The 21,290-nt window shown below is 64.6% G+C and carries 19 protein-coding genes; 10 read left to right on the forward strand and 9 right to left on the reverse strand.

What is annotated here, in order from left to right:
• Positions 1–2 precede the first annotated feature (2 nt).
• Together glgA and ASG03_RS08955 are read left to right on the forward strand one after the other, a co-directional pair.
• Positions 3–1,442: a glycogen synthase GlgA gene (gene glgA / locus ASG03_RS08950; protein WP_062693316.1), complete on the forward strand. Its 1,440-nt coding sequence runs from the start codon at positions 3–5 to the stop codon at positions 1,440–1,442.
• 3 nt (positions 1,443–1,445) lie between these two features.
• Positions 1,446–3,074, forward strand: a complete 1,629-nt coding sequence (locus tag ASG03_RS08955; protein WP_062475313.1) for an alpha-D-glucose phosphate-specific phosphoglucomutase — start codon at positions 1,446–1,448, stop codon at positions 3,072–3,074.
• A gap of 120 nt (positions 3,075–3,194) precedes the next feature.
• Here the strand turns inward: ASG03_RS08955 and ASG03_RS08960 are convergent, their stop codons facing one another.
• Together ASG03_RS08960 and rpsU are read right to left on the reverse strand one after the other, a co-directional pair.
• Positions 3,195–4,034 carry a tetratricopeptide repeat protein gene (locus ASG03_RS08960; RefSeq protein WP_443216593.1) on the reverse strand — a complete coding sequence of 280 codons (840 nt, stop codon included), beginning with the start codon at positions 4,032–4,034 and terminating at the stop codon, positions 3,195–3,197.
• A gap of 335 nt (positions 4,035–4,369) precedes the next feature.
• On the reverse strand, positions 4,370–4,618 hold the full coding sequence (gene rpsU, locus ASG03_RS08965) for a 30S ribosomal protein S21 (protein WP_062475317.1): 249 nt from the start codon (positions 4,616–4,618) through the stop codon (positions 4,370–4,372).
• A gap of 463 nt (positions 4,619–5,081) precedes the next feature.
• Between rpsU and ASG03_RS08970 the strand changes: the two genes are divergently transcribed.
• The 4 genes from ASG03_RS08970 to ASG03_RS08985 all read left to right on the forward strand — a co-directional run bounded on the left by ASG03_RS08970 (position 5,082) and on the right by ASG03_RS08985 (position 10,311).
• A complete protein-coding gene (locus ASG03_RS08970) occupies positions 5,082–6,335 on the forward strand; it encodes a sarcosine oxidase subunit beta family protein (protein ID WP_062693317.1) in 1,254 nt (417 codons plus the stop codon).
• Between the two features lie 61 nt (positions 6,336–6,396).
• Entirely contained in the window at positions 6,397–6,741 is a 345-nt protein-coding gene (locus ASG03_RS08975; protein WP_062475322.1) for a sarcosine oxidase subunit delta, read from the forward strand.
• A gap of 32 nt (positions 6,742–6,773) precedes the next feature.
• A complete protein-coding gene (locus ASG03_RS08980) occupies positions 6,774–9,770 on the forward strand; it encodes a sarcosine oxidase subunit alpha (RefSeq protein WP_062693435.1) in 2,997 nt (998 codons plus the stop codon).
• Positions 9,763–10,311, forward strand: a complete 549-nt coding sequence (locus ASG03_RS08985; RefSeq protein WP_062693318.1) for a sarcosine oxidase subunit gamma — start codon at positions 9,763–9,765, stop codon at positions 10,309–10,311. Before ASG03_RS08980 ends, ASG03_RS08985 begins: the two co-directional genes overlap by 8 nt.
• 34 nt (positions 10,312–10,345) lie before the next feature.
• On the opposite strand, the gene ASG03_RS08990 is transcribed toward ASG03_RS08985, so the two are convergent.
• The 4 genes from ASG03_RS08990 to ASG03_RS09005 form a co-directional block, all read right to left on the reverse strand.
• Positions 10,346–11,419 (reverse strand): DUF2332 domain-containing protein, encoded by a 1,074-nt coding sequence (locus ASG03_RS08990; RefSeq protein ID WP_062693319.1) that lies wholly within the window; start codon positions 11,417–11,419, stop codon positions 10,346–10,348.
• Positions 11,412–11,927: a MaoC family dehydratase gene (locus ASG03_RS08995; protein WP_062693320.1), complete on the reverse strand. Its 516-nt coding sequence runs from the start codon at positions 11,925–11,927 to the stop codon at positions 11,412–11,414. The genes ASG03_RS08990 and ASG03_RS08995 overlap by 8 nt, the downstream gene beginning before the upstream one ends.
• 32 nt (positions 11,928–11,959) lie before the next feature.
• On the reverse strand, positions 11,960–13,912 hold the full coding sequence (glgX, locus tag ASG03_RS09000) for a glycogen debranching protein GlgX (protein ID WP_062693321.1): 1,953 nt from the start codon (positions 13,910–13,912) through the stop codon (positions 11,960–11,962).
• A gap of 103 nt (positions 13,913–14,015) precedes the next feature.
• Positions 14,016–14,240, reverse strand: a complete 225-nt coding sequence (locus ASG03_RS09005) for an aa3-type cytochrome c oxidase subunit IV (protein WP_062475336.1) — start codon at positions 14,238–14,240, stop codon at positions 14,016–14,018.
• Between the two features lie 233 nt (positions 14,241–14,473).
• Between ASG03_RS09005 and ASG03_RS09010 the strand changes: the two genes are divergently transcribed.
• On the forward strand, positions 14,474–15,223 hold the full coding sequence (locus tag ASG03_RS09010) for a gamma-glutamyl-gamma-aminobutyrate hydrolase family protein (RefSeq protein WP_062693322.1): 750 nt from the start codon (positions 14,474–14,476) through the stop codon (positions 15,221–15,223).
• A 37-nt stretch (positions 15,224–15,260) separates the two neighbouring features.
• Here the strand turns inward: ASG03_RS09010 and ASG03_RS09015 are convergent, their stop codons facing one another.
• From ASG03_RS09015 to ASG03_RS09025, 3 genes are all read right to left on the reverse strand, one after another.
• Positions 15,261–16,232 carry a 2-hydroxyacid dehydrogenase gene (locus ASG03_RS09015; RefSeq protein ID WP_062693323.1) on the reverse strand — a complete coding sequence of 324 codons (972 nt, stop codon included), beginning with the start codon at positions 16,230–16,232 and terminating at the stop codon, positions 15,261–15,263.
• Positions 16,233–16,416: 184 nt separating this feature from the next.
• Complete coding sequence (locus tag ASG03_RS09020) at positions 16,417–17,445, reverse strand: LacI family DNA-binding transcriptional regulator (RefSeq protein WP_062475342.1); 1,029 nt, start codon at positions 17,443–17,445, stop codon at positions 16,417–16,419.
• 120 nt (positions 17,446–17,565) lie between these two features.
• Entirely contained in the window at positions 17,566–18,096 is a 531-nt protein-coding gene (locus ASG03_RS09025) for a MarR family winged helix-turn-helix transcriptional regulator (RefSeq protein WP_062693324.1), read from the reverse strand.
• Positions 18,097–18,219: 123 nt separating this feature from the next.
• Between ASG03_RS09025 and ASG03_RS09030 the strand changes: the two genes are divergently transcribed.
• The 3 genes from ASG03_RS09030 (at position 18,220) to ASG03_RS09040 (ending at position 21,274) form a co-directional block, all read left to right on the forward strand.
• A complete protein-coding gene (locus tag ASG03_RS09030) occupies positions 18,220–19,032 on the forward strand; it encodes a creatininase family protein (protein ID WP_062693325.1) in 813 nt (270 codons plus the stop codon).
• A 134-nt stretch (positions 19,033–19,166) separates the two neighbouring features.
• Positions 19,167–20,285, forward strand: a complete 1,119-nt coding sequence (locus ASG03_RS09035) for a CobW family GTP-binding protein (protein WP_062693326.1) — start codon at positions 19,167–19,169, stop codon at positions 20,283–20,285.
• The gene (locus ASG03_RS09040) at positions 20,285–21,274 is read left to right on the forward strand and encodes a WD40 repeat domain-containing protein (protein ID WP_062475349.1); all 990 of its coding nucleotides are present in this window, start codon (positions 20,285–20,287) and stop codon (positions 21,272–21,274) included. Before ASG03_RS09035 ends, ASG03_RS09040 begins: the two co-directional genes overlap by 1 nt.
• Positions 21,275–21,290: the final 16 nt, after the last annotated feature.

Here is a 21,290-nt window from a genome sequence, read left to right on the forward strand (position 1 = left end):
CGATGAACGTCCTTTCGGTCGCCTCGGAAGTCTTTCCGCTGATCAAGACGGGCGGCCTTGCCGACGTCGCGGGCGCCCTGCCCGCGGCGTTGAAGCCACATGGCATCCGCATGCGCACCCTGCTGCCCGGCTATCCCGCGGTGATGGAAAAGATCGGGGTGACCACGCAGGTCGGCGGTTTCGACACGCTGTTCGGCCATCCCGCAGCCGTTCTGGCCGTGGATCATGACGGCCTCGATCTTCTGGTGCTGGACGCACCTGCGCTCTTCGACCGACCGGGCGGACCGTATCTCGATCCGCAAGGCCTCGACCATCCGGACAACTTTCGTCGCTTCGCGGCACTGTCGCTGGCCGCGGCCGAAATCGCACGGGGCATCCTTCCCGACTGGACGCCGGATCTCGTCCATTGCCATGACTGGCAGGCAGCACTGGCGCCCGTCTACATGAACCGCGGCGGTGCAACGCATGTGCCGACCGTGCTGACGATCCACAACATCGCCTTTCGTGGCCAGTTTCCGGCCAGCAGCTTCCCCGAACTGGCGCTCCCCTGGGATGCGTTCTCGGTTCATGGCGTCGAATATTACGGAGACGTGTCCTTCCTCAAGGGGGGACTGATGGCCGCAACAGCCATCACCACGGTCAGCCCGTCCTACGCGCAGGAGATCCTGACCCCGGAATTCGGCATGGGCCTGCAGGGTGTCCTCGCCGCCCGCATCGCCGATCTCCACGGCATCGTCAACGGCATCGACACGGATGTCTGGAACCCGGAGACCGATCCGCACATCGCCTCCCCTTATGCCGCCGGGGGCTTGAAAAAGCGCCAGGCAAACCGCGATGCGCTGCGTGCCCGCTTCGGCCTTACGGCCACGGACGGCCCCCTCTTCTGCGTCGTCAGCCGCCTGACGGGCCAGAAGGGCATGGACGTGCTGGCGGGCGTGATCGACATGATCGTCGAGAATGGCGCGACGCTTGCGGTCTTGGGTTCCGGCGATCCGGCGCTGGAAGCGGCGTTCCGGACAGCCGCTGCCGTGCATCCCGGCCGGGTGGGTCTTGTCACCGGCTATGACGAACCTTTGTCACATCTGATGCAGGCCGGCGCGGATGCCATTCTCGTGCCCTCACGCTTCGAGCCCTGCGGCCTGACGCAGCTGTACGGTCTGCGCTATGGCTGCGTGCCGGTCGTTGCGCGCACGGGTGGTCTTGCCGATACGATCATCGACGCCAACGAGGCCGCTGTGGCCGCCAATGTCGCGACCGGCTTCCTGTTTTCCCCTGTCTCCGAGGAAAGCCTCAGGCGCGCGTTGCGTCGCGTTTTCTCGCTGTGGCACCAGCCGAAAATCTGGGCGCGTCTGCAGATGCGCGGCATGAAATCCGATGTCTCCTGGGATATGAGTGCCACGCGCTATGCTGCGCTCTACGCCGGTCTTCTTTCGAAAGGTTGAACCATGACGAAAACCGTGACTACGACGCCCTATACCGACCAGAAACCCGGAACCTCGGGGCTTCGCAAGAAGGTTCCGGTGTTCCAGCAGCAGAATTACGCCGAGAACTTCATCCAGTCGATCTTCGACAGCCTCGAAGGCTTTGCCGGCAAGACGCTGGTCATCGGCGGCGACGGCCGGTTCTACAACCGCGAGGTCATCCAGATCGCCATCAAGATGGCGGCGGCAAACGGCTTCGGTCGTGTTCTCGTCGGCCGCGGCGGCATTCTCTCGACGCCAGCGGCCTCCCACGTCATCCGCAAGTACGAAGCCTTCGGCGGCATCGTGCTCTCGGCAAGCCACAATCCCGGTGGCCCGACAGAAGACTTCGGCATCAAGTACAATATCGGCAATGGCGGGCCTGCGCCCGAGAAGGTGACCGACGCGATCTACGCGCGCACCAAGACCATCGAGACCTACAAGATCGCGGATGTCGCGGATGTCAATCTCGACGCGGAAGGCGAGCAGGACGTCGCGGGCATGACCGTTCAGGTCATCAATCCGGTCTCCGACTATGCCGAACTGATGGAAAGCCTGTTCGATTTTCCGGCCATTCGCGCCCATCTCGCCAGCGGCTTCCGCATCGTCTTCGATGCGATGAGCGCCGTGACCGGCCCCTATGCCAAGGAGATCCTCGAAAACCGGCTGGGCGCCGCCAAGGGGTCCGTGCTCAATTTCGTGCCCCTGCCCGACTTTGGCGGCCACCACCCCGATCCCAACCTCGTCCACGCCCGCGCGCTCTACGAGGAAATGATGGGGGACGACGCGCCCGACTTCGGCGCGGCCTCGGACGGGGACGGCGATCGCAATCTCATCATCGGCAAGGGCATCTTCGTAACGCCGTCCGACAGCCTCGCCATGCTCGCGGCGAACGCCACGCTCGCGCCTGGCTATGCCAAGGGGCTTGCCGGCATCGCCCGCTCGATGCCCACCTCGGGTGCTGCCGACCGCGTGGCGGAGAAACTCGGCATCGGCATCTACGAGACGCCGACCGGCTGGAAATTCTTCGGCAACCTGCTGGATGCAGGCCTTGCAACGATCTGCGGCGAAGAGAGCGCCGGAACCGGCTCGAGCCACGTCCGTGAGAAGGACGGTCTCTGGGCCGTTCTCCTGTGGCTGAACATCCTTGCCGTCCGCAAGGAAAGCGTGGTCGACATTGCCCGCGAACACTGGACCACCTATGGCCGGAACTACTATTCGCGCCACGACTATGAAGAGGTGGACTCCGCGGCCGCAAACGGCCTGATGGAAACGCTTCGCGGGCAACTCGCGACGCTCCCCGGCCGCAAGCTTGGGGATCTCGTGATCGAGACGGCGGACGATTTCTCCTACCACGATCCGGTCGACCAGTCGGTCAGCAACCATCAGGGCATTCGCATCCTGTTTGAGGGCGGCTCGCGCGTGGTCTTCCGCCTGTCGGGCACCGGAACCTCCGGCGCGACCCTCCGCGTCTATATCGAGCGCTTCGAGCCCGATGCCGCCAAGCACGACATCGATACGCAGGTCGCCCTCGCCGACCTGATCGAAGCCGCAAATACGCTGGCCGGCATCAAGGAGCGGACAGGCCGCGCCGAGCCGACCGTCATCACCTGATCGCAGGCCGGGCTTCCCCTGATGGTGAGCGGAAGCCCGGCAACGCTTTCATATTGGTCCAAAAACAAAAAACGCCGCTTCGAAGCGGCGTTTTTTGTTGATGTTGGACTTGGAAAAGCCTCAGGAGGCAGCCTTGACGCGGGCAAGGCCGGCGCGGGCGGGCTCGTATTTCGGATCGAGCTGCAGGGCATGGCCGTAAGAGCGCTGCGCCTTGGCCTTTTCGCCACGGCGCTCGTAGACCAGCGCCTGGTTCGCCCAGGATTCGGCGATCTTGCCGTTCAGATTGATGGCCGTGTTGAAATCGGCAAAGGCGTTGTCGTCGTCGTTCTGCGCGACGTAGGAGATCCCGCGACCGTTATACGGCTCTGGCGAACTCGGCGACAGCGAGATGGCCGTCGAGAAATCCTCGATCGCCTGTCCATGCTGGTTGCGGGCCTGATAGATCAGGCCCCGATTGTGATAGGCGCGCGGATCGGTCGTGTCGTTCTCGATCGCCTTGTTGAAATCGGCAAAGGCCTGGTCCAGCCGGCCGCTCTGACGGTAGAGATTGCCGCGGCCGATATAGGCAACGTCGTAGCGCGGATTGAGCTGCAGGGCCGTGTTGTAGTCGGCCAGCGCTTCGGCGAGGTCACCCATGTTCCGCTCGACAAGCGCACGGTTCGCAAAGGCCTGATAGAAGCGGGGATTGAGCTCGATCGCCTTGTTGAAATCGGCGACCGCCCGGCGGAACTCGCCGGCACGACCATAGGCGGAGCCGCGAACGTTGTATCCTTCGGGATTGCTCGGATCGCTGTTGATGACGCCGGAGAGCGAAGCGATGTTCTGCTCGGAGCCCTGTGCCCGCTCGACCTGCAGCGTGCTGTCGTTGGACGGATCCGTCTGGCAAGCCGACAGAAGCAGTGTGGCGCCGAGCGCTGCGAGAATGCCCAGTCGGCCGGAGCGCCGTGCGCCACGGGACACGTCCCGGCCGGCGAAATCCTCTGTCGTCACAGTCGATGTCAAGATTGATCCCTCAAATCAAGAATGCCTCAGGCACGTCATACTCCGCGGTCTTGAACCGCGGCTGCCACTGTAACGCCGCAACGAGCGGTTCGTTCAGGCAAGAGCCGCATCCGTCGCGAATCCACCATCGGCGAACGGATATCGACCTTGATGACATGTCGCGAACAGGCCGTCTACCTTTGCCGGGCGGAAACACGTCGTCATCAGGCGAACGTGAGGCCGGCTGCCGGCATAAGGAAACGGCGGCGGCGCCTGAACGCCTCCGCCGCCACAATTTCCGAACGATCGGCCGTTCAGCGTGCCTTGGCCGCAAACTTGGCCGCGGCCTTCGGCATCGGCAACAGGCCTTCGCGCTGGGCCTGCTTGCGGGCGAGCTTGCGGACGCGGCTGATGCCTTCGGCCTTTTCGCGCGCACGGCGCTGCGACGGCTTCTCATAGGCTTCGCGGGCGCGCATTTCGCGGAAGACGCCTTCGCGCTGCAGCTTCTTCTTCAGCGCACGAAGCGCCTGGTCAACATTGTTGTCGCGAACGAGTACCTGCACGTGCTTACCATTCCTTGATATCGAGCCGAGATCGCTCAGGCTGTGTCTGTTGGCCGATCCCGGGCTGTGCTTGTCGCAGAGCCGAACGGCACGGTTCTTTGTTCGCCAGGGTCACGACCCTGCGAGAATGGGCGGCAGATAGCAGATGACAGCGCCAAAGTCCACCCGCGCCCGAAATTGCAGCAATCGGCATCTGTCCGGCGCGCGTCATCGACATCGCGGGCCGAAGGCTGCGCCGTCCTGCCGCGCCGAACGCCGGGTCTTTTCCAGACCGCGCTCGCACAGTCCTGGGCAGCGCGGGCCGCGTCGGAGATTGGCGTTCCGCATTTTCCGCAACGGGGTCTCACATTGTCGCGGTGTCGAAAGTGAAGGCGTGCCTTGTCGCAAAATGGACGTTGCGACGCGCCTTGATTTGCGATGTGTTGAAACGACGGTCGGGCGTGCCGCACAGGAGATGAGGCGAATGCGCAAATATTCGGTTTTTGCCGTGGCACGCGAAGCCATGCGGGCGCACAAGGGCTGGGAAGCGCAATGGGTCTCCCCCGAGCCGCGGGCTTCCTATGATGCCATCATCATCGGCGGGGGCGGGCACGGCCTGGGCGCTGCCTATTACCTTGCGAAGGAACACGGGATCACCAATGTCGCCGTGCTCGAAAAAGGCTGGCTCGGCGGCGGCAATACCGGCCGCAACACCACCATCATCCGGTCCAACTATCTCTATGACGAGAGCATGGACATCTACGAGCACTCGCTAAAGCTCTGGGAAAACCTGTCGCAGGACCTGAACTACAACGTCATGTATTCGCCGCGCGGCGTGATGATGCTGTCGCACGGCATCCACGACCAGCAGGTATTCAAGCGTCACATTCACGCGAACCGGCTTTACGGCATCGACAACGAATGGCTTTCGCCTGAACAGGCCAAAGACTTCTGTCCGCCGCTCGACATTTCCGCGTCTGCCCGCTTCCCCATCAACGGCGCCGCCTTGCAGCGCCGCGGCGGCACCGCTCGCCACGACGCCGTCGCCTGGGGCTATGCGCGCGCCGCCTCGGACCGCGGCGTCCACATCATCCAGAACTGTGAGGTCACCGGCATTCGCCGTGGTCCCGACGGCGCTGTCACCGGCGTCGATACCAATCGCGGCTTCATTGGCGCAAAGAGGATCGGGGTCTCCGCCTCAGGCCACAATTCCGTGATCATGGCAATGGCCGGCGTGCGGGTGCCCTTGCATTCGGTGCCCTTGCAGGCGCTCGTATCCGAACCGCTGAAGCCGATCTTCCCCTGCGTCGTCATGTCGAACACGGTGCACGCCTATATCTCGCAGTCCGACAAGGGCGAGCTCGTCATCGGCGCCGGCACCGACCAGTACAACTCCTACTCCCAGACCGGCGGACTGCAGATCATCACCCACACGCTCGACGCCATCTGCGAGCTGTTCCCGATCTTCCGACGCGTCAAGATGATGCGCCAGTGGGGCGGCATCACCGACAACACGCCGGATCGCTCCGCCATTCAGGGCGTGACGCCCGTGCCGAACCTGTATGTCAATTGCGGCTGGGGAACGGGCGGCTTCAAGGCGACGCCGGGATCGGCCCATCTGTTCGCCCATCTGATCGCCAAGGGGGAGCCGCATCGGCTGGCGGCGGGCCTGACGCTCGACCGCTTCCGCTCCGGACGCCTGATCGACGAGGCGGCAGCCGCAGCCGTGGCGCACTGACCATGGCCACGCCAGCCCGCTCTCGCCGCAGACCGTCCGTCCCCGCACCAGGAGTACGTCCATGCTTTTGATCCACTGCCCCTATTGTGAGGAAGAGCGCTCCGAACTCGAGTTCCGGGCAGCCGGTGATGCCCATATCGCCCGGCCCGAAAACATAGCCGCCATCTCGGACGAGGACTTCGAGGCGTACTTCTTCCTGCGGGATAACCCGAAGGGCCTGATCTTCGAGCGCTGGCGCCATGTGGCCGGCTGCGGCCGGTTCTTCAACGCGGCGCGCGATACGGTCAGCGACCGATTCCTGAAGACGTACAAGGCGGGCGAACCGAAACCACAGCTGCCGATCGCTGCCATGACCGACGAAACCGTTGTCGAAACCTATGAAGCCACGGAAGGACGTGCGGAATGAGCGGCGCCCATCGGACTGCGAACGCCGCCAGCATGGGGGGAGCGAACCGCCTTCCCGGCAAGGGCCGCCTGACACCCGCGAGAACCGCGCGCTTCACCTTTGATGGCCGCACCTATCAGGGCCTTCAGGGCGACACCGTCGCTTCGGCGCTGATCGCCAATGGGGTCCATCTGGTCGGCCGTTCGTTCAAGTATCACCGCCCGCGCGGCATCGTGTCCGCCGGCCCGGAAGAGCCGAACGCGCTGATCGATGTGATGCGCGACAATGCCCGCCGCCAGCCGAACGTGCGCGCGACCGTTCAGGAAGTGTTCGACGGCATGACCGTCGCCTCCCAGAACCGGTACCCCTCGCTCACCTTCGACGTCGGGGGCATCAACAACATCCTGGCGCCCTTCTTCGCCGCCGGCTTCTACTACAAGACCTTCATGTGGCCGAAGCAGGCCTGGAAGAGCATCTACGAGCCTCGCATTCGTGCCGCGGCCGGCCTTGGCGTCTCTCCGACGGAAGACGATACCGATGCCTATGCCAGCCGGTACGCCCATTGCGACGTGCTGGTGATGGGTGCGGGCGTCGCCGGCCTGACGGCCGCACTGGCCGCGGCCGGGACGGGTGCGCGCGTGATCCTCTGCGACGAACAGCCCGAGGTCGGCGGCGCGCTGCACCATGATACCGGCGTCATGATCGATGGCCAGAACGGCTATGACTGGGCGCAGGCGGCCGCGCGCCGGCTGGCTGCCCTGGACAACGTCACCCTCCTGACGCGCACGACGGCCTTTGGCTACTACGCCCAGAATTTCGTCGCACTCGCCGAACGCGTCACGGATCATGTCTCGCGCCCCGACCGCACGGCGCCGCGCGAGCGGCTCTGGCAGGTGCGCGCCAAGCGCGTCGTCATCGCGACCGGCGCCATCGAACGTCACATGGTGTTTGCCAATAACGACCGTCCCGGAATCATGCTGGCTTCGGCCGCGCGCACCTATCTCAACCATTTCGGCGTCGCCGTCGGTCGCAAGGTCGGCGTCTACACCGCGCATGACAGCGCCTACGAGGCCGCCTTCGACCTCCACCGCGCGGGCATCGCCATCCCGGCCATCGTTGATTGCCGGGAGCAGCCGGGGAGTGCCGTGCTGGCGGAAGCGCGGGCCCTCGGCATCGAGGTTCTCACCGGCCATGCCGTAACCGACACCAAAGGCAAGCTCCGTGTCTCCGCCATGTCCGTCCGTCGCGTCAGCGGCGGCAGCAGCGCCCGCTCGATTGCGGTCGATGCGTTGATCACCTCCTCCGGCTGGACGCCGTCGGTGCACATGTTCTCGCAATCGCGCGGCAAGGTGGCCTTCGACGCGGAGACGCAGCGCTTCCTGCCCGGCATCTACGCGCAGGACTGCATCTCGATCGGCGCCTGCAACGGCACGACCGACATCGCTGCAACCCTTGGCGAAGCCGTCGACGCCGGCGAACTGGCCGCGCAGGCTGCCGGGTTTGCGGGCGGCGCGCGCCTCGACCTTGCCGGTACGCAAGCCTTCGCCTGGACAGGCGGCATGGCGGGCGCTGCCTACGGCGCCGGACCCGAGGACGACGTGAAGGCCTTCATCGACTTCCAGAACGACGTCTGCGCCAAGGATATCCGGCTGGCCGTGCGCGAAGGCATGCACTCGATCGAGCATATCAAGCGCTTCACCACCAATGGCATGGCGACCGATCAGGGCAAGCTCTCCAACATCCATGGTCTGGCGATCGCGGCGGAAACGCTTGGCCGCGGGATCCCGGAAGTCGGCCTCACCACCTTTCGCGCGCCCTATACGCCGGTGACCTTCGGGACCCTGATCGGGCATTCACGCGGCGATCTCTTCGACCCCACCCGCAAGACGGCGATGCACGAGGCCGAAGAGGCCATGGGCGCCGCCTTCGAGGATGTGGGGCAGTGGAAGCGCGCGTGGTATTATCCGCGGCCCGGCGAGGACATGCATGCGGCGGTCAATCGCGAGTGCCGCACGGTGCGCCAGACGGTCGGCATGTTCGACGCGTCCACGCTCGGCAAGATCGAGGTCGTCGGGCCCGACGCGGCCGCCTTCCTCAACCTGATCTATACCAACAGCTGGGACACGTTGAAGCCTGGTCGCTGCCGCTATGGCATCATGTTGCGGGAAGACGGGTTCATCTATGACGACGGCGTTGTCGGCCGGATGGCCGAGGACCGTTTCCACGTGACCACCACGACGGGCGGCGCCGCGCGTGTCATGCATCATATGGAGGACTATCTCCAGACCGAGTTCCCGCACCTGAACGTGTGGCTGACCTCTGCCACCGAACAGTGGGCCGTGATCGCGCTGCAAGGCCCGAAGGCCCGCGAGATCATCGCGCCGCTCGTCGAAGGCATCGACATTTCCAACGAGGCCTTTCCGCATATGAGCGTGGCCGAAGGCCGGATCTGCGGCGTCCCGACACGGCTCTTCCGCATGTCGTTTACCGGCGAACTCGGCTTCGAGGTCAACGTCCCCGCCGATTTCGGCCCGGACGTCTGGAACGCGATCCGGGCCCGCGTCGAGGCGGTGGATGGCTGCGCCTACGGGACGGAAACCATGCACATTCTGCGCGCCGAGAAAGGCTATATCATCGTCGGGCAGGATACCGACGGCACGCTGACGCCGGATGATGCCAGCCTTTCCTGGGCCGTCGGCAAGAAGAAGGCTGATTTCGTCGGCATTCGCGGCATGAAGCGCCCCGACCTCGTGCGGGACGGCCGCAAGCAGCTCGTCGGCCTGCTGACCAAGGATCCGAACGTCGTGCTGGAGGAAGGGGCCCAGATCGTCGCCGATCCCAACCAGCCGAAACCCATGACCATGCTCGGCCATGTCACCTCGGCCTACTGGTCGGAAAACTGCGGACGCTCCATCGCCCTGGCGGTGGTGGCTGGCGGCAAGGCGCGGCTCGGTCAGACCCTTTACGTCCCGATGGCCGATAGAACGATCGCCGTCGAGGTCAGCGACATGGTGTTCTTTGACAAGGAAGGTGGCCGCATTCATGGCTGATCTCGCAACCCGAACCCTGCCGCTTCGCGGTTTCCACGGGAGCTCCGCCACCGTCCGTCTAACGCCGGCACCGCCGGCAAGCCGCCTGTCGCTACGCGCCAGGCCGGAGGCGGTCGAAGCGCTCTCGACGGCGCTCGGACTGTCGTTGCCGACCCGTCCGAAGACCTCGGCCACCAACGCCGCGCGTCACGCGCTCTGGCTCGGCCCCGACGAGTGGCTCGTGATCGACGCGCTGGATACGGACCTCGCGGGCATGGCCGCCGCGGCGGGCGTCCTGCATTCCGCCACCGACATCTCGCATCGGAATACGGCCATACTCGTCGATGGCCCCGGCGCGGCCGCGGCCATCAATGTCGGTTGCCCGCAGGATCTGTCGCTGAAGGCCTTTCCCGTTGGTGGCTGCTCGCGCACCGTCTTCGGCAAGGCGGAGATCGTGCTCCTGCGCACCGGCGAAACGGCCTTCCGCGTCGAATGCTGGCGCTCCTTCGCGCCTTATGTCTCCGGATTGCTGGCGGCAGGCGCTGTGGACGCGAGCCACTGACCGCCGCACTGTGTGTGCAAGCCCGCTTTCGGCGTCAGGATAGGCCGGGCCAGCCGCTCCAGTCGACCCAGCGGCCGTGGAAATCTGCACGGCCCACCTCGTGACGCTCGCCGCTGGGCCACATCTGCAGCGTCAGAGCGGCACCCGGCTGCGTTCCATCGTTCTCGAGCGACAGACGCGCGAAGGGTGCCGCCTCCGTCGCCGCGCGGCCGGCTTTCCCGATCAGTGCTTCGCCGCGTTCGCGGTCCGTCGCCGACAGGTATTGCCAGGCAATCGTGTGATAGACGACATGCACTGAGCCCGGGCGGGCAAGGGCCAGGCGGCGCTCCAGCCACGAGACGGCATCCACGGCCTCGACCTTATGTTCCGACGAAGCCACGAGAGCGATCGCAGCGCGTGTCCGCGCAATCCGATCCGCCTGATCTGCCCACAGGTAGGACAGAAGACGTTGGGCATCATCCGGACTTGCGGGATCGAGAGGCCGGAGATCACAGCCCGCCCGATCCTCGACGACGAGGGACGTTGCCGGCGGCGCACGGCCCTTCCAGTCGGGTGTCAGCGTCACCGGCGATTGCGGATCGCCCCAGGAGACATCTCCGAGACGATAAGCAAAACGGTCCCAATGGAGATTAAGCCCTGCACTCGCACCGACCTCCGAGAGGCAAAGCGGCTTGCCGAACCGCTTGGCGATGGTGAGAAACCCCGGCAGAAGCGCTGAGGAGCGTCGCACCTCATTCGTCTGGGGCGGAGACTCGAGCCGCGCGAGAACGAGCTCGGCATGGTCGTGACAGGCACGCTCGACGGCCGCCCATAACGCCGTGGGATCCGGTGTGTGCGGGGGGAAAACAGCCGCGAGGTCTTCAGCAACGCCGCCCAGAACCAGAGAATGCAGCGCGCCGGCAAATCGCAGGGGAACCGAATCGGCAGAGGAAGCCGGATCTCCGGTCCAGCCAAGGACACGGCGTCCGACCGAATGCGTTTCCGTCAGGCGGTCGGCAGCAAGGTCGCAGAGACGGGCGACGAAGGGTGAGCCCAGCGCACGGCAGGCGTCCGCTTGCGACCGAAAGGCCGCCCAGACAGCTGCGGCGCGGGCGTCGGCGTCAGGCATCGTCCGGCCGGTCCTTCGGGTCGAACTGGACGATCGTCAACCAGGTCGCCGTCAATGCCGGCTTGCTTTCCTGTTCCACCTCCACGGAGACCTCGTAGGTGACGACGAGCATGCCCGCGCCGCGAAAACGGGCGTCGGTGAGCGTGAAATGACCGCGAACCCGTGCACCGGACCGCACGGGCGCAAGAAAGCGAACCTTGTCGAAGCCGTAATTGATCGCCATCGTCTGCTCGCGCACCGCCGGCAGGCAATTGTAGTTCATGGCCGAAAGCAGCGAGAGCGATAGGAAGCCGTGCGCGATGGTGCCGCCATAGGGCGTCTCGGCGGCCGCCCGCGCCGGATCGGTATGGATGAACTGATGATCCTCCGTCGCATCGGCAAAGCGGTCGATCATGTCTTGGGAGACGGTGATCCAGTCGGAGATTCCGAGCTCCTGCCCGACGAGATCCTTGACCTCCCCGAGCGCGACCTCTCTGACACGCGTCGTCTTCGTACCGTTCGTATCCATCTCGGTCACTCCTGTCAGACCCTCGGCGGCCCTTACGCGACGTCCGGCGTCACGTACCAGCCGACCGCACGGGCCGGGATCTCCGTCGTGCTTGTCTCCGGCAGCAGCGACTGCCAGCCTGTCCCGGGAAGCGTCAGCGTCGCCGCGGCATGCGCCCGGTTCAGAACCACCGCCAGCCGACAGGGCTTGTCCGTCGTCGCATCGCGGGTCGAAAGGATCATGACGAGCCCGTCGGTGCGCTCACCCTCCCAATCCGAAACCTCCATCGGCTCGCCGTCGAAACGAACCCAGGCCACGTCGCCCTGCCCTGTGAAGAAACCGTCGCCCTTAAACACATCGAAACGACGGCGCAGGGCGCCGAGCGCGGCGCAATGGGCGATCAGGTCCTCGTCGGCCGTGCCCCAGTCGAGCCAGGTGATCGGGTTGTCCTGGCAGTAGGCATTGTTGTTGCCCCCCTGCGTTCGCCCGAACTCGTCGCCGGCGGTGATCATGATCGCGCCGCGCGTGGCAAGGAGCGTCGCCAGCAATGCCTTCACGTCACGCAAGCGCGCCGCAACGATCGCGCCGTCGTCCGTTTCCCCTTCGACACCATTGTTCCAGGAATGGTTTTCATTGTGGCCGTCGCGATTGTCTTCGCCGTTCGCCGCATTGTGCTTGTGGTCGTTGGACACGAGGTCCCGCAGCGTAAACCCGTCATGTGCGGCGATGAAGGTGACGCTGCGGCTCTGCGTGCCGCCGTGCTGCGCGAAGATATCGGACGAGCCGGCCAGGGCACCGGCAAGCGCGCCGATCATGCGCCCCTCTCCTTTCCAGAACCCGCGGAGATCGTCGCGTGCGCGATCATTCCATTCAAGAAAGGGCGGTGGGAAGTGGCCGAGCTGATAGCCGCCCGGTCCGATGTCCCAAGGTTCGGCGATCAGCACGCGATTCTTCAGAAGCGGATCGGCGAGCATCTCGGTCAAGAGCGTCGCGTCCCGGCGAAACCCTGCCGCGTCACGGCCGAGGATGGATCCGAGATCGAACCGGAAACCGTCGATCCCGGCTGCCGTGACGAAGTGACGAAGCGTGTCGAGGATCAGGGAGCGGACCGTCGGATGGTCGCAGGCGATGGTGTTGCCGCAGCCCGTATCGTTCACGAGCCGTCCCGGCGCGGCATGCCGATAGTAGACGGCATTGTCGAGGCCGCGCATGGAGAGGGTCGCCCCCTCGGAATCGCTCTCGCCGGAGTGGTTGAAGACGAGATCGAGGATGACGCCAATGCCTTCGCGGTGCAGCGCGGCGACCGTATCCCGGAGTTCGGTCAACCCTCCGGGCACCAGCCGCGGATCGAGCGCCATGAAGGCCACGGGATTGTAGCCCCAGCCATTGGTAAGCCCGAGCGGCGGAAGATGCCGCTCGTCGATCCAGGCGGTGATCGGCATCAGTTCCACGGCGGAAACGCCGATGCGCTTCAGGTGGGCGATGACGGCTGGATGCGCCAAGGCAGCCACGGTCCCCCGCTGCTCCTCCGGCACATCCGGATGCTGCATGGTGAACGGCCGAACCGCGACCTCGTAGATCAGGCCGTCATTGGAAAAACGCGGCGCGGAACCCCGCGCCTTCGGCACTTTTGTCACCAGCGCCTTCGGCACGAGATCTGCCGTCTCCGCGCCGAACTGCGTCAGGCGCACGTCATGCTGAAACGGCCGATCGAGCTCCAGCGCATAGGGGTCGACCAGAAGCTTTGCCGGATCGAACCACAGACCGCGCTCGGGATCGTAAGTGCCGTGGGCGCGCAGGCCGTAGCGCGTTCCGATCGGCGCGTCGGGCAAGGTCAGCGCAAAGACATCACCTTCCTCGCGGCCCATTTGCAGCCGGCGAAGCTCTGTCTCGCCATCGCCATGGAAAAGGCAGAGATCGATGCGGTCGGCCGTCCGCGAGCGCACGGCAAAGCGCGTCCACCGACCGGTGATCGTGGCACCGAGCGGCCGGGTCGTTTCCGTCATGGTGATCCCTCTCGCTGCATGGCCACACGGTCAGCTAAGAGCAAATCGCGTGCGGATACAACGAATTTCGTGGCATGAGCCCGAAAGTCCAGGCGTACCGACCTCAGCGCAGAAGCACGACGCCGGCAATGTTGAGGAGCACGAACAGCACGAATCCCGTAAACCAGCCGGCGCTCGTGAAGAAGGCCGCAGCCATGGCAATCAGCAGCGCCACGCAGAAGATGGTGAGGAACTTTGCAGCGCTCAGGAAGTGAAGATAGGTCTTCTCGTGTTCGGGATAATCCATCGGCGCACCGGTTTCGGAAGGTCCCGTCTGATGTTCGGCCATGTCTGTCTCCCCGCAAGTTTTCACGCCGCAAGATGCGGCACCTCTTGGCGTCAAGACATGCCCGCACTGCTCCGCGACGTCAAGGCCCGCAGAGCATGGGAAGGCTCAGCTTTTACGGCGACGAAAGCCAGGACACATCCGAGGGCCGCTACCGACTATCCTGGGAAACAGAAGCATTGACGCGGCGACGGCTTCCCGGCAAGTCGGAGGAAGAGACGCCACCGGAGAGCCCCATGTCGAAGCCGATCATCGCCATACCCGCCGATTTCCGTGAGATCGAGGGCAATGTCTGGCATGCCGCCCCGCATCAATATGTGCGCGCCGCCCTGACCGGCTCGGGCGTCATGTCGCTTCTCGTGCCGGCCCTCGAGGCCGGCAACGAGCCCGACGCCATTCTCGATCGCGTGGACGGACTGCTGGTCAGTGGCTCCCGCTCCAACGTCCACCCGACACTTTATGGCCGGGAAGCTGTGGAAACCGACGGGCCGTTCGATCCTGGTCGCGACGCAACCAGCCTGCCGCTGATCCGCCGCGCGCTCGCCCGCGGCATTCCGGTCCTCGCCATCTGCCGCGGCATCCAGGAACTGAACGTCGCGCTCGGCGGCACTCTCGCGTCGGAGATCCAGGATCTGCCGGGCCGGCAGGACCACCGCAAGCCCGACGTCAAGGATCTCGACATCGCCTATGGCATTCGCCAGACCGTCATGGTGGAGCCGGGCAGCTGCCTGGCCGGCGTGGTCGGCGCCGGTGCGATCCAGGTGAACTCACTGCACCGCCAGGCCATCTCCGATCTCGCACCCAACCTTGCGGTAGAAGCGGTGGCCGACGACGGCACGGTGGAGGCCGTCTCCGTCATCGGTGCAAAGGCCTTTGCCGTCGGCGTGCAGTGGCATCCCGAATACTGGGTCGGCCGCGACAAGACCTCGAACGACCTTTTTGCAGCCTTCGGCGAAGCTGTCCGCGCCTATAGCGAGGCAAGATAGACGAGAGGCGACAGACGGGAGCCGAAACAGACGGGTGTTATCGCGCGCGTCGCGTAAACGGCGTCTCGGCGACCGGCGTCAGCGCCTTGCCGTTCTGAAACCAGGACGCCAGATTGTCGACCACGAGGTCGGCCATCTTGTTGCGGGTCCCGACCGAAGCCGATGCGACATGGGGCAGCAGCGAGACCTGCGGCAGGGCCATCAGGGCTTCGGGCACCTGCGGCTCGCGCTCGAAGACATCGAGTCCGGCCCCGGCGATCACCCCCTGTTGCAGGGCGGCAATCAGCGCGGTTTCATCCACGGTGATACCACGGCCGACATTGATGACGACACCGTCCGGCCCCAGCGCCTGCAGGATGTCTGCATTGACCGTATGCTTCGTTTCCGCGCTGCCCGGCACGATGACGATCAGCGTGTCCACGGCCTGCGCGAGCTCGAGCAGGGTCGCGTGATAGGCATAGGGCACGTCGTCGCGGCGGGAGCGGGTGTGATAGGCGATATCGAGATCGAATCCCTGGAGACGCCGGGCGATCGCCTGCCCGATGCGGCCAAGCCCATAGAGGCCGACCTTGCGGCCGCCGAGCGACAGCGGGCTGAGCGGAAAGGGTCCGTCCTTGACCCAGCGTCCGTCGCGCAACCATTGTTCCGCAGCGGGAAGGCGGCGCAGCGTGTTGATCAGGAGGCCGATGGCCGTATCGGCGACCTCGTCATTGAGAACATCCGGCGTATGCGTGACGACAATGCCCGAGCGGGCGGCATGGCCCGCATCGACCCCATCATAGCCGACGCCGAAGTTCGATACGATTTCCAGCTTTTTCAGGGCGTCCATCAGCGACGACGGGACATTGTTGACCGTTGCAATGCCCGTGACACCCGCGGCAAGCTCGGGCGTGATCAGGCTTGCGTCCGGACCGTCGACCTGCCGGACATCGAAGAGGGTCGTCATGCGCTCCAGTACACGCGGGTGCATCTTTCCGGGAACGAGAATGATCGGGCGATCTTGCGACATGGCGTGTCCTTTCAGACGTCGGCGAAAGAAAAATGGCGCCGCGACGGGATCGTTGCGGCATGCGAATGCGCAGCGGAAACTACCGCACGGATCGGCTGCGTCAATTGAGGCTGGGTTGGTGAGCCAAGGCGGGGAGTTTGCCGCAAGGGCGCGCGGTGACGAGAAACACCCGGCGGGCGATCGCTCAATCGGCCTGCTGCAGCCGCAGGGGGCCTGTCGACTGACGGATGCGCATTTCCGGTTTGATCAGGTGGATACCATCCGGCTCATGGCTGCCGTTCAGGCGGTCGAGCAGGGCCCGTGCGGCGCTTCGCCCGACATCCGACTGCCCGTTCCAGACCGTTGTCAGGGCGGGCGTGGCGATAGCGGCTTCCTCCAGATCGTCGTACCCGGTAACGGACACATCCCGGCCGGGCACGAGGCCGGCGCGTGCGATGCCGTTCATCATGCCGATGGCGACGAGATCATTCCAGCAGACAACGGCCGTCGGCTTCTGCGGCAGCGACAGGAGATGCACGGCCGCCTCGAAACCGCCCTGCATGGAACGCGGTCCGGGAATGCGCAGATCGGGATCGACGTCGATGTTCGCCTTGCGCAGGGCCTGGACGTAGCCGAGATAGCGGTCGCGACCCGTCGAGGTCAGGTCGGTTCCGCCGACCATGGCGATGCAGCGATGGCCGAGGCTGATCAGATGATTGGTTGCGAGCGAGATGCCATAGGCGTCGTCTCCCCGAAAGATCGGCACGTCCACGCCTTCGATCGAGCGTGCAACAAGGATCGCCGGCATGCCGTTGTCTTCCGCCAGCTTGATATCCTCCGGCGGCGTGCCGATGGCCGGAGACATGATGACGCCGTCACCTCCGAGCTGCAGCAGCGTTTCGATGAACACGCGCTGTTTTTCGACGGAGTCGTAGTGATTGGAGAGAATGAAGGTCTGGCGGTCGCGGTCGAGTTCCGCCTCGATGGCTTTCAGAATCTCGCCATAGAACGGGTTCATGATGTCGTGCACGACGACACCGATGATGCCGGAGCGAGAGGTACGAAGGCTGGCGGCACGACGATTGTAGATATAGCCGAGTGCCCGCGCCTGATCCTTGATCTTGTCCCGCGTCACCGATGCAACGAGGGGACTGTCACGCAGGGCGAGAGAAACGGTCGCGGTCGAGACGCCCAGTGTCTCCGCGATCGTCGACAGCTTGATCTTCTGCGCCACGTGTCCTCCGTCTGCCCGGCTATCCCCTCCACGCCTCCGGCCATGCCTGAAAGCGCCCTTAAATCCTCTTAAACTGTTTAAAAGGAGACTGCAATCCCTGCGCGAGGCGGCAGAAAATGCCTACTCGCTGCCCTGCAGATTGGCATCGACCAGCTTCAAAAGCTTGGCCAATGTTCGGATCTGCTTGTCCGTCATGCCCTTGAGAGCCGTCGTCTCCGACAGGTCGGCGGCCGCTTCGATCGCCTGCAGTCGCTCGCGCCCGTTCTCAGTCAGGTAGACCTTGGTCAGCCGGGCATCCGTTGCATCTGGCTTACGCTTAAGAAAACCCTGTGCCTCCATGCGGCCGATGGTGCGCGTCATCGTCGGAGCCTTGACGCCGAGATGGCCTGCCAGCGCGCCGGCCGTCAGGCCGTCGGTTTCGGCCAGCGCGAGCATCACGCCGTCCTGCCCGGCATACAGCCCGCTTTCCAGAAGGTTGCGCGACAGCACGGTCCGCATGGAACGGGCCGCCTGTGCCAGCAAGGGCGCCAGAACCGGCGCTGTCGCCGCCTCCGGCTGCCCCTCTCCGTCGACCGCGGCATGATCGAGGATCTTGTCGATCTTGATCTTTTTCTGCTTGGCTTTCTTCTCGGATTTGTCTTTCTTGCCCATGCTCGCTCCCCTGCCTGGCGAAGGCTTGCACCGCCCTGTCGAGCTTGTATGACTCATATGACAATAGGGCCGCAAGAGCCTGCGCAAGGCTTGATGTCGGGATGCAGACCAGGAAGACACGCCATGACGAGACCCGCTGCCCGGTATGCGGATAACAATCCCGCCCTTGCTGCATCCGAACGGGCCGACTGGATCGCCGTGCTGCCGCTCGGCGCGCATGAGCAGCATGGTCCCCACCTGCCGTTCGAAACCGATACGCTGATCGCGGACGGCTTGGTGGACCGCTTGATCGCGGCACGCGGCGACCTGCCTGTGACCTTCCTTCCGACCGAAGCCGTGGGATATTCGATCGAGCACATGGACGTCGCGGGAACGCGGACGCTTCGCTATGACGAGGCGGTCGAACGCTGGCTCGGCATCGCCGCCCGTCTTCACGCGGACGGCATCCGCAGGTTCGTGATGCTCAATGCCCATGGCGGCAATTCTCCCCTCATGACCATTGTCGCCACCGAAGCGCGGGTGCGCTACGACATGCTGGCGGTGGCCACCAGCTGGACCCGTTTCGGGCAACCCGACGGCTGGATCGCTCCGGTGGCCAAATCCGTCGACATTCATGCCGGCGACATCGAAACCTCGGTCATGCTCGCCCTCCATCCGGACAAGGTCGATCGCAGCAGGGCCGAGACATTCTCGTCGCGACAGAGCGAGTGGCAGGCGCGCTTTACACATCTGCGCGCTTACGGCCCTCATGCCTTCGGGTGGCGCATGCGGGACCTCAACCCGAAAGGCGCAGCCGGCGACGCGGCGGCCGCGACCGCAGAGCGCGGCGAGCAACTGCTGGACCATGCCGTTTCCGGGCTGCTTGCCCTCTTCTCGGACGTCGCGGCTTTCGACCTCGCGCAGTTTGACGCGGATACCGGAAATCCCGCGCTGTAATGTTATAAAGAATGGATATTCCGTCGGAGCATTTGCACTGCCGTGTGCCATCTCCTATATCACCCCGACGATCCCGCGCATCGGCCGCCTTACGGCAGGTCGGTGGGCACCCCTCCTGCGCTCTCGAGGTTTCCATGTCCGAAGTCCCCGCTTCCGAAACGCCTGTCCAGAAGCCCATTCCCGTGACCGTCCTCACCGGCTATCTCGGCGCCGGCAAGACGACACTGCTGAACCGTATTCTCTCGGAAAATCATGGTCGCAGATATGCCGTCATCGTCAATGAATTCGGCGAGATCGGGATCGACAACGACCTGATCGTCGAATCCGACGAAGAAATCTACGAGATGAACAATGGCTGCGTCTGCTGCACGGTGCGCGGCGACCTTATCCGCGTCGTCGAGGGCCTGATGAAGCGTCCGGGTCGCTTCGATGCGATCATCGTGGAGACCACGGGTCTTGCCGATCCCGTTCCCGTGGCGCAGACCTTTTTCATGGACGATGACGTTCGCGCCAAGACGGAGCTAGATGCCGTCATCGCGCTTGTCGACGCCAAGCATCTTCCGTTGCGCCTGAAGGACAGCCGCGAAGCTGAAGACCAGATCGCTTTCGCGGACGTCGTGCTGCTGAACAAGACCGACCTCGTGACGCCGGAAGAGTTGGCCAAGGTCGAGGCGACGATCCGCGTCATCAATCCCTCGGCCCGGATCCATCGCACCCAGCGCTCCGAAATCGACCTCGCCAAGGTTCTCGACCAGGGCGCGTTCAACCTGGAACGGGCGCTGGAAAACGAACCCGACTTTCTGAAGGCGGACGATCATCATCACGACCATGATCATGCCTGTGGACCCGACTGCGGCCACGACCATCATCATCATGGCCACGACCATCACCACGATCACGCACATGATCATGGGCATGACCATGCACACGCACCGTCCGACATTCACGACGTGACGGTTCAGTCGGTTTCGCTGCGCGGTGGCGAGATGAATCCCGACAGGTTCTTCCCCTGGATCCAGAAGATCACCCAGACCGACGGACCAAACATTCTGCGCCTGAAGGGCATCATCGCGTTTGCAGGAGATGCCGATCGTTACGTGGTACAGGGCGTGCACATGATCATTGAAGGCGATCACCAGCGCCCGTGGAAGGAAGGCGAAGCGCGCGAAAGCCGTCTCGTCTTCATCGGCCGCGATCTCGATCGCGAAAAGCTCGAACGGACCTTCCAGGCCTGCGCGGCAAAGCCCAACTGATGCCCACCGTCGCTCCGCTTGATCTTGATGCCCATGTCGTCGGCGTCGCCTATCTCGGCGACGTCCCTGTCTTTGCCGATGCCGCCGGTCTCGTGCATCGCCTGGATGGCGGCCACGCCGTGACGCCGGCGCATGAGGGGCTGCTTGTTGCCCTCCGCGACGACGCGACCGACACATTGCTGACCGGGGGCGAGGACGGACGGGTCCTGCGCATCACGCGCGATGGCAGCGTCAGCGAACTTGCCCGCCAGCCGCGCAAGTGGATCTCCCAGATCGCGGCCGGCCCGCAAAGCGCTGTCGCCTTTGCCACCGGCAAGACCGCCACCGTCCGGCTCGCCGACGGCACGACGCGGGACTTTACGGAAGAGCGGACCGTGGAAGGCATCGCCTTTGCGCCAAAGGGGCTGCGCATCGCGCTCGCGCGGTACAACGGCGTCTCCCTTCACTGGGCCGCAACATCGAGCCCGGCTATCGATCTCGACTGGAAAGGCGCCCATACCGGGGTGACCTTCAGTCCAGACGGCCGCTTCGTCGTGACCATGATGCAGGAAAATGCCCTGCATGGGTGGAAGCTCGACACGAAGCCCGGCGCGGAAACACGCCATATGCGCATGAGTGGTTATCCGGCTAAGGTAAAATCCTGGTCGTGGTCGGCGCGCGGAAAGTGGCTTGCCTCGTCGGGTGCGCCGGCGGCCATCGTCTGGCCTTTCCAGGCGAAGGACGGCCCCATGGGCAAGGCGCCGCTTGAACTCGGCACGCGTGCCGATGTCATGGTTTCCCAGGTTGCCTGCCATCCGGCCGAAGAGGTCGCAGCCATTGGCTACTCCGACGGAATGGTTCTCGCCGTTCGCTTTGCCGACAGCAAGGAAGTCCTGCTTCGCCGCCCCGGCAAAGGCGCCATCACGGCCTTCGCCTGGTCGCGATCCGGCCAACAATTGGCATTTGGCAGCGAAGCGGGAGAAGCCGGCGTCATCGACCTGACGTCCTGAGAAGCACCGGTGTCGC

The organism is Rhizobium sp. Leaf341 (genome assembly GCF_001424325.1).
Lineage (GTDB): Bacteria > Pseudomonadota > Alphaproteobacteria > Rhizobiales > Rhizobiaceae > Ferranicluibacter.